Consider the following 284-nt stretch of genomic DNA (forward strand, 5'->3'; position numbering starts at 1 on the left):
CCCCAGTCGTTCGCGAACGAGCCGTCAACCTTCTGCTGACCGGCAAGCCATGCCTGGCCCTTGACAGCCTGGTCTTTGTGGATGGCATCCCCGGCCCGATACAAACCCGGTGCCACCCGCGTCGTCGCACGCACATTCGCACCGTGGTCTGGCCAACCCCACCCATCTCCCTGACGATCGGCATCCAGACGTTTGACAAGCGCCGCCTTGACAGCCGTAATCCCCTCCTGACCGTATGCTGTAGACACCACATGCGACAGGGCGGCGAGCATAAGACAATCAGT

Annotated in this window: 1 protein-coding gene; it reads right to left on the reverse strand. The window is 62.0% G+C overall.

The window, feature by feature from the left end:
• A partial coding sequence (locus CKO33_RS13380; RefSeq protein ID WP_207146558.1) for a prenyltransferase/squalene oxidase repeat-containing protein occupies nt 1-272 on the reverse strand: 272 nt, incomplete at its 3' end.
• Nucleotides 273-284 lie beyond the last annotated feature (12 nt).

It is taken from the genome of Ectothiorhodospira mobilis, from assembly GCF_016584115.1.
GTDB lineage: Bacteria > Pseudomonadota > Gammaproteobacteria > Ectothiorhodospirales > Ectothiorhodospiraceae > Ectothiorhodospira > Ectothiorhodospira mobilis.